Origin of the sequence: Streptomyces sp. NPDC051662, from assembly GCF_040681655.1 — a bacterium.
Classification (GTDB): domain Bacteria; phylum Actinomycetota; class Actinomycetes; order Streptomycetales; family Streptomycetaceae; genus Streptomyces.
Genome location: NZ_JBFAZD010000052.1, coordinates 23,702 through 31,651 on the forward strand (window position 1 = coordinate 23,702; position 7,950 = coordinate 31,651).

Annotated in this window: 7 protein-coding genes; 3 read left to right on the forward strand and 4 right to left on the reverse strand. The window is 68.4% G+C overall.

Translation table 11 applies throughout. The features are described 5' to 3' along the window. Positions 1–43: 43 nt before the first annotated feature. A complete protein-coding gene (locus AB0M67_RS40855; protein ID WP_365753212.1) occupies positions 44–694 on the forward strand; it encodes a hypothetical protein in 651 nt (216 codons plus the stop codon). A gap of 338 nt (positions 695–1,032) precedes the next feature. Here the strand turns inward: AB0M67_RS40855 and AB0M67_RS40860 are convergent, their stop codons facing one another. From AB0M67_RS40860 to AB0M67_RS40875, 4 genes are all read right to left on the reverse strand, one after another. Beyond that, a complete protein-coding gene (locus AB0M67_RS40860) occupies positions 1,033–2,034 on the reverse strand; it encodes a hypothetical protein (protein ID WP_365753214.1) in 1,002 nt (333 codons plus the stop codon). 107 nt (positions 2,035–2,141) lie between these two features. After that, positions 2,142–3,635 carry an AarF/UbiB family protein gene (locus AB0M67_RS40865; protein WP_365753215.1) on the reverse strand — a complete coding sequence of 498 codons (1,494 nt, stop codon included), beginning with the start codon at positions 3,633–3,635 and terminating at the stop codon, positions 2,142–2,144. A 134-nt stretch (positions 3,636–3,769) separates the two neighbouring features. Then, positions 3,770–4,099 carry a hypothetical protein gene (locus AB0M67_RS40870; RefSeq protein WP_365753217.1) on the reverse strand — a complete coding sequence of 110 codons (330 nt, stop codon included), beginning with the start codon at positions 4,097–4,099 and terminating at the stop codon, positions 3,770–3,772. Next, positions 4,096–4,398: a hypothetical protein gene (locus AB0M67_RS40875; RefSeq protein ID WP_365753218.1), complete on the reverse strand. Its 303-nt coding sequence runs from the start codon at positions 4,396–4,398 to the stop codon at positions 4,096–4,098. Before AB0M67_RS40875 ends, AB0M67_RS40870 begins: the two co-directional genes overlap by 4 nt. Positions 4,399–5,438: 1,040 nt before the next feature. On the opposite strand from AB0M67_RS40875, the gene AB0M67_RS40880 reads away from it, so the two are divergent. Both AB0M67_RS40880 and AB0M67_RS40885 read left to right on the forward strand, forming a co-directional pair. Continuing rightward, entirely contained in the window at positions 5,439–6,461 is a 1,023-nt protein-coding gene (locus AB0M67_RS40880; protein ID WP_365753219.1) for a polyprenyl synthetase family protein, read from the forward strand. Positions 6,462–6,777: 316 nt separating this feature from the next. After that, positions 6,778–7,809: a Rieske 2Fe-2S domain-containing protein gene (locus AB0M67_RS40885; protein WP_365753220.1), complete on the forward strand. Its 1,032-nt coding sequence runs from the start codon at positions 6,778–6,780 to the stop codon at positions 7,807–7,809. Positions 7,810–7,950 lie beyond the last annotated feature (141 nt).

Genomic DNA, 7,950 nt, shown 5'->3' on the forward strand with positions numbered 1-7,950 from the left:
CCGCCGGGCGATCACGACCCCGAAACAGGAACAGGAGGCGACCGTGCACCGTAAGACCGGCCGCACGCTCTACTCACGCGCCGACCTGCGCGAGGTCCACAACATCAGCGAGCCGACGCTTCAGAACCTCTGGACCGACCGGGAGAACAACGGCCATCCCGACACCGAGGTCATCGACGGCGTGATGCACTGGGACGGCGACGTCTGGGCGAAGTGGCACCACGAGCTTCAGCGTCAGCGCGCCGCCGCGAACACCACCAACCCCCCGAAGCTCGACGGCGACCCCGAAGAAATGGTGGGCCCGGCCGAAGCGGCGAAGGTCTGCGGGTTCGCCGACTCCGCCACCGTCTCCCACTACGTCAAGAACCCACCCGAGGGGTGGCCCGACCCCGACGACTGGGACGAGCTCCCGACCCGGCGACGCCCGAAGTGGAAACGGTGGCGTCTGTGGCAGTACCTCGCGGACCGGAAAGGCCGCGGCCACGCCGGCGGACGACCCAAGGGCCGCCGCGGACTGGCCTACCCGTACCAGGGAGACGAGCGGTTGACCCTCGCGCGACAGGCCATCAAGGCCAACCCCGGGGCGACGAACGCCGAGCTGATCCCCCAGCTCCAGACGCAGGTGGACAAGACCTACTCCCGTCCCACATGGAACCTGATCCTCAAGTCCGCCCGCGAGCACCCCGAGGAGTGACCCGGCGAAGGCCGCCGCATCTGCTGGATAGCAGGAGAGTGGCCCGGTCGTGCGGGCACTGAGCGGTGCGAAGGTGGAGAGGCTGAACCTCCGCGACTCTGAGAGACGGGCCTGGGCAACACCAGCAAAGCCGCGAGGTGGAAACCCGTGTGCCGCGCGTTCAAGAGAGCTACCTCCGAGATGTCCCAGGCCCGGTGAGTCGGCTCCGGCGCAGGATCGGTCAGATTCCAGCGGTGGCAAGCCCAGTTGAATAGGCTGGTGCGCCAGTGCGCCAGCGTCTCGCCGCGTATCGGACAGGGGGCCACCATGACCTTGGTGCCGGGCCGGGCGCGCGTCTCTCACACGCCAGGAGTATCGGTGATGAGCCTTTCCTGGGTGGTTTTTGACAGGTTGTATCGATCGGTCTCTCGATACCAGTAGGTCACTCCGTTGATCGTCGAACGATTGTCCTGGGCCCATCGAAGTACGCCCGGCCTGTCGGATGCCGGAATGTTGGAGTGTTCCAGGTACTCGGGGAGGCTCTGTTCGGCGTTGGTGTAGTCGGCGATCCGCTTTCCCAGCATGTGAACGGCTGCGATCATTGCCTGCCGTGTGGTGAGCCCGTTCTGCTCAATGAGGATGGCGACGAGGTTGTTTCCTTCTCCGCTGGCGGCTTCCAGCGCATAGGAAGCGATGTCGTTCTGCCAGCCCATGATGTCGCAGTATGCGTCGACCAGAGTGGTGAAGGGGTACGTGTTGTAGGCATCGGAAGGGATCGCGATCCCTTCGACGGCCTCCAGGATGTCGCTGACCATGGCCGTTCCGATGGCTGCTCGCCGGATGCGCACGTATTCGTCGACGGACGTATATGTGCGGCCGGATGCTTCGATCAGCCAGGCGTCCCACAGGGCGTCGTAGTGGTCGGCCCATCTGTCTTGAACCAGTGGCTCTGCCACGGCGATTAGGCGGGCGGACATATCCGCCGTGGCACGAACCATCGGATCTTGTTCCTCGGGCGAGCAGGTGCCTGTCCGGCTGGCCGTGCGCAAACGTACGTCGAGGGACGCCCAGTCGGCCTGTCGGCCTTGTGAGGTCAGACGCGAGCAGTAGTCGTCGGAGATCTCGGCGATGGCGATGCAGTCCGCCCAGATGTTCAGGTGCTCGACCGGCGTGTGCGGGGGGAATGTGTAGGCGGCAGCCCATCCGGAACGCATAGCCGCCATGCGTTCGCGGTTGCTGTAGACCGGAATGACCCTGAAGTCCTCCGCCCACTGGAGCACGTGCTCCTCGGTTGCGGCCGCGTGCGGGTGGGGCGTGACCGGCCAGGGTTCGTCGAATCGTGGTAGATCGTTGATGTCCATGTGTGTGTCCTCGTGGCGATGAGGTGGTACTGAACAGAATCTCGGAGGTGGGGAGTTGGTGTGATTCGGTGCTCGGCCGGTGCGGTGCGCCGGCGTCGGGGCCGGGGTCATTTTCTGCGGTTGGCCCAGATGATGGCGGCGGCGAGGATCAGAGCCGCTCGGGTGTACTTCGGGTTGGTCGCGGGCCGGGCGCGGCCTGGTCTGTTGGCAGTGGCCACGCGCAGGGTGAGGTCGTTGTCGGCGAGGTTGCGCAGGATGTCGCGGCCCTGGTGGAGGCTGCTGGGTGCGGCGATCATGAGGTCGAGTGCGGTGCGGGCGGCTTGCTGTTCGGAGAGGGTTTCCCGGGCGAGGCCGAAGATGATGGTGCGCAGGTTCTCGGCGAAGACGTCGGTGATGGACAGTTCGGGGCACAGGTGGCGGATGGATCCTTCGAGGTTGGCGAAGGACTTCCCAAGGAGGGCGATGACGGGGCTGGATCGGATGCCTCGGCGGGTGGAGTGGACCAGGACGGCGGTGAGGGTGACGCCGAAGTCGAGTTCGTCCAGGGAGGCGGAGGTGGCTTTAGGGACGAGGGTGTTCATGTCGGTGCGGAACCCGGCGAGGTCGGCCCAGGGTGTGGGGTGTCCCATCTCGACCCAGGTCCGCGCGAGGCCGGCGCCGTCATTGGCGGCGACATTGAACAGTGCGAGGACGAGGCTTCTGCTGATGGTGGTCTCGATGCGGCCGACCATGCCCCAGTCGATCAGGTGGGCCGGGTGACCGGGGGCGACGAAGATGTTTCCCGGGTGGGGGTCGGCGTGGAAGTAGCGGTCGAGGAAGTACCCGCGGTACATGAACGCCATCAGGTCCCGGCTGATGCCGGTGCGCTCGTCGGTGGTGAACGCGGCGGGGTCGGCGTCGCGGATGGACGTGCCTGGGGCCAGGGACTGCACGAGGACCCGCCTCGTGGGAGCGATGAGGACCTGGGGGACGGTCAGGTGCTTGAACCCCTCCGTCAGGCGGTGGGCCCGGCGCATGTTGGCGGCTTCCTTGTGGAAGTCGCTCTCGCCCTCCATGGCGTCGAAGAGCACCCCGAGCATGGCGGGCACATCGATCACCGTGGTGAACCGGGGCGCGGCCCGCGCGGTCAGGCGCGCCGCCCGGCGTAGAACAGCCATGTCCTGGGCCATGATCCGCTCGACGCCGGGGCGTTGGATCTTCACCGCGGCCGGGGTGCCGTCCGCCAGGTCGGCGCGGTACACCTGGGCCAGTGAGGCTGCACCCAGCGGCGTATCGGTGTCGATATCGCGGAACAAGCGCGGCCAGCGGGGACCGAAGTCCTTTGCCAGGACCGGCTCGAACACCTCGAACGGAACCGGGGTGACCTGGTCGTGGAGCTGGCGGAGCTCCGCGATCATCGCCGGGGACACGAAGTCGGGGCGGGTGGAGAGCATCTGCCCGACCTTGATGTAGAACGGGCCCAGCGACTGCAGCGACTCCCTTACCGCCCGTGCCCGAGCCTGCCCGCTCTCTTCCTCGGAGCTCCCGCGCCCGGGGCGGCGTAACCCGTCGGCGAGCAGGCGCCCCAGGACAGCCGAGACGTACCGCGCGCGAGCGTACACACAGCCTCCAGTGACAGGGCGGCCCCACGGCCACCGGTACGGGGAACTTCGCGCGGCGCAAGGGGAGAGCTGTGCCGACGAAAACTCCCCGGGCCCCGCTGGATTCCCGGCTCGCCCGGCCCTTGTTCGCTGTCCTACGTGGTCCGGCCGGTCGGGAAGCCCTCGCGGACGGCGGACGGCAGCCCTGTCATGGCCGACAGCGCGCCTGCCGTCGCCCCGGGGGCGAGGGTGGCGAGGAGTATCTGGACGAGGACCTGGTAGGTGCACTCGCTGCCGCTCGCGCCCTCCCGGGCCCGGAATCGGCGCCCGCACCGTACGTCGTCGGCCAGTTCCGCCAGGGAGACCGTTCGGCAGGCGAGCGAATCCATCAGCAGCCCGTCCTCCCCCCGGACGAGAAGCCGCTCCCCAGCGGTGCCCGGCGGCGGACCGGACACATTGCCACCACAGTCCCCGTTGTGGCTCATCGGGTCAGCCATATGCTGGCGAATTTTCGGACAGGCGGGCGATATCCGCCCGCAGAGTGGCTATTTCCGCGCGAAGGCCATCCAGTTCCGCCGTCGCGTCCCCCCTCACCCGCGGAGCGTCGGGAGGGCATCGACGCGTAGCCTTCCGCGTTCCCCTCCAGCAGAGAGATGAACGCTGCCTGGAACCTGTCCTCCAGCTCCGCCGCACGCTCGATGAGCCGGTTGACGGCCTCTTTGACGTCATCGACGATGCCGCCGAGATACCGGATGATGCCGCCTTGCGGTGGGGGCTGACTCATCAGGAGGTGTTCCTCCCTGCTGGGATGCGAGCACGCGCATTCTGATCGCCCGCGATGCTCCGGTCCTGGGGCCGGAGTTCGGACGGAATGTGTTTCCTCCCCTCAGTGCACGCCAGTACAGTCGTGTGCGGCAACCCCGTCTGCGGGGGCTTGGGAGGCATTGAGCGCCGGCCGTCTGCGCCGGGGCGCTGCATGTGCGCCCGCCGCACTGCCGGGACCGTTCCCGCCGCCCGGCCCCACGAGGGAATCCTGTGAGAAACTGGCCGCCAAGGCGGCGGGCGGTCCATCACCGGGTCGGCCTGGCAACGGTGCGGATGCGGGCGCCGCACCGCGATGCCGGCGGGACTCTCCCGGTGCGCGACCGGGGACAGACGCTCCGGTCTGTGAACCCGGAGGCCGGCCTTGGCCCGTGCCGCCCGGATCTGGAAAGTTGACCGCAACCGACAGGGGATGCACCGGCCCGGCCGACCGCCGACAGCGAACCCGCCTCGGTGCCGTGGGCGTATGGCCTGCGCCCGGCAGCGCTGCGGCAGATACGGGCGCCGGAGCGTGAGCCGGAGTCACGGAGCGGGCCCGTGCCCCCATTACCCAGGCCGCGCGCCGTCCCCGGACGGCCACGGATGTGCTGGTATGGGGGCTGTAGCGCTGAGTACCCGCGCAAGCGGCCGACGAAAGCTCCAGTCCGCGGCCCGCCGACCGCCGGGTCGTACTGATGCCGCGACACCCATGTCATCCGCTTACCATGCCGATCAACCCCCGACGCGCAACCACGTACCTTGCGCCAACCACGCAAATAACCAGTACCGACCCGAAGGCCGGGAAGAGCGCAACACAGCCGCTACCTCCAAAGGGCCGCCCGTGCTGACGCCCTCTCCGTTGGACCCGCGGGGGAAGGCTCACCCCGCCACTGCGGCACCGGACAGCCTCCGGGCATCCCAGGCCACCCGGCCCTGAAAGCCACCGGGACAGCGAAGGGATCCGTCCCGAACCCGGCCACCACCTGCTCAACCTGACGCACTGCCACACGAAGGTGAGGCCCGGTGTCCGACGAACCCCGCGACTGCGAGAGCATCCTGGCCCACAGCGCGAGCGCCATCAGGCCGCTGATCCGCTCCCAGGTCAACCACCTGCCCGCGCACATCCGGCACATCACCGGAATGCACTTCGGCTGGTGGACCGACGACCGCATTCACCTCGACCGCCCGGCCGAGGGCAAGGCCCTGCGCCCCGCCCTCGCACTCCTGGCCTGCCAGGCTGTCGGCGGCGACCCGGAACAGGCTCGTCTCGCCGCCGTGGCCGTGGAACTGATCCACAACGCCAGCCTGCTCCACGACGACATCATCGACCACGACCCCGTGCGTCGGCACCGTCCCGCCTTGTGGGCCGCCAAGGGGATTCCCGCGGCGATCCTCGCCGGCGACGCCCTGTTCTTCGCCGCCGTCCAGGCCCTCACCGAAGCCCCCCGCGCCGAGCACACCATCCCCATCCTCCTGGAGAGCGTCCAGCAACTGATCGAGGGCGAGTACCTCGACACCCTTCTGGAGACCGGCACCGACGTCAGTGAGGACCGGGCCCTGTCCGTAGCGGCGGGGAAGACCGCGGAACTCCTCGCCTGCGCCTGTGCCCTCGGCGCCACCGCAGGCGGTGCGGACGCGGAGCGCGTGGGCCATCTGCGGGCCTTCGGCCGGCACCTGGGTATCGCTTTCCAGTGCGTCGACGACCTTCTCGGCATCTGGGGCGACGAACAGATCACCGGCAAACCCGCGCTCTCCGACCTGCGTCGGCGCAAGGTCTCCCTGCCGGTGGCCTCCGCCATGGCCGGACACACCCCGCAAGGCGATGCCCTGCGCGCCCTCTACCGCGGGAACACCCCTCCCAGCGAACAGGAGTGCCGGCACGCGGCCGAGCTGATCGAACAGAGCGGCGCCAGGGTCCGGACCCTGCAACGCGCCCTGCGCCACAGCGCCGACGCCCGCGAGCGCCTCGCCCTGAGCCGGCCGGCGCCCGTGGCGGCGGCCGAACTCGCCACCCTGGCCGAGATGATCAGCCGTCGCGACCACTGAACGGAAGACAGTGCCATGACCACGCCTTCCGCCCCGCACTCCGCACTGCATCCAGCCTCCACCCGCGCCACGGCCGAGACCCAGCCGCACGACTTCTCCACAGCGCAGGAACACGCGGTCTCAGATCTCGGTCGGGACCGGCTCTCCCGGCTACCCGGGAGTGATATCCCCCGCCCTTGCGTAACCGCTCCCAGACGGGCAACCGCGCCCAACGCATCCCCTGCGGCGTCGGCCACCCACCGAAATACGCCGCGTACCGGAGCCACCGCCGAAACGGTCCTCAGCGGTCCTGTCCGAACTGAACAAGGAGCCTCCCATGTCCGAGTACCGCTACACGGTGCGCCACGGCGATCCCCCCACACCCCCCTACCAAGCCTCAGAGCCGCCACTGCCCTACCCCACCGGCTGGTTCTGCCTCGGCCCCTCCACTCTGTGGAAGCCGGGATCTGTACAGACCCACCGCTTCATGGGCCGCGACATCGTCGTCCATCGCACCCGCTCCGGGATCCTGCAAGCGCAGGAGGCCCACTGCCCCCACCTGGGCGCCCACCTGGGCGCGGGCGGCCACGTCGACGGAGAACTCCTGGTCTGCCCCTTCCACCAGTTCGCCTTCGACACCGAGGGCACCTGCGTACGCACCCCCTACGGCACACCGCCCAAGACCGGCCTGGAACTGCTGCCCTCCCAAGAACGATTCGGAATCGTATGGGTGTGGCACCACCCCGACGAGCCCACCCCTACCTGGGACCTGCCACAGACCCAGGGCATCGACGCCGGCCCCTTGCACCGCTCCATCGACCTGACAGGAAACCCCCAGGAATTCGTGGAGAACGCCGTCGACTACCAGCACTTCCCATACATGCACGGGGTCACCATCCAGGAGACGGCACCACCCGAGTTCGGTGACACCACCGCCCGCGTCCAGCTCACGATCACCGGCATCCAACGCATCCGGCACCTGCCGCTCCTGCGCGACACCCGGATGGAACTGACCATGACCCTCATCGGTCCGGGAGCCATCTACGCCACCGTCGACTTCCCCCAGTACGGCGTCCACGCCATCCAATGGGCCACCGCCACCCCCATCGCCCCCTGGCGGATCCGTTTCTGGGAGATCACCCGCGTCGACCTCACGATCAGCACAGCCGTGCCCGCAATCCTGTCCAGCAACATCGCCCGTCCTGTCTCAGCCGTCCTCACCCGGGCGATGCACGAGTTCGGATGGAACGTGTCCAGCCAGGACCTCTCCATCTGGAACCACAAGAGATTCATTCCTCACCCGAAACTCAACAACCAGGACGGCCCGGTGGGCCCGTACCGCCACTGGATCCGCCGCTTCTACCCCTGATACTCCAGGGAGCCAAACCGCCAACGCGCGGTCGGTCCGGAGGGGCCTAAGCTTGGCGTTTATCCTCGCTGGTCACCCGACCTGCTGATCTGCGGTTCTTCTCGGGACAGCTGGGGCGGCCGTTCTCCACGCTTCGAGATG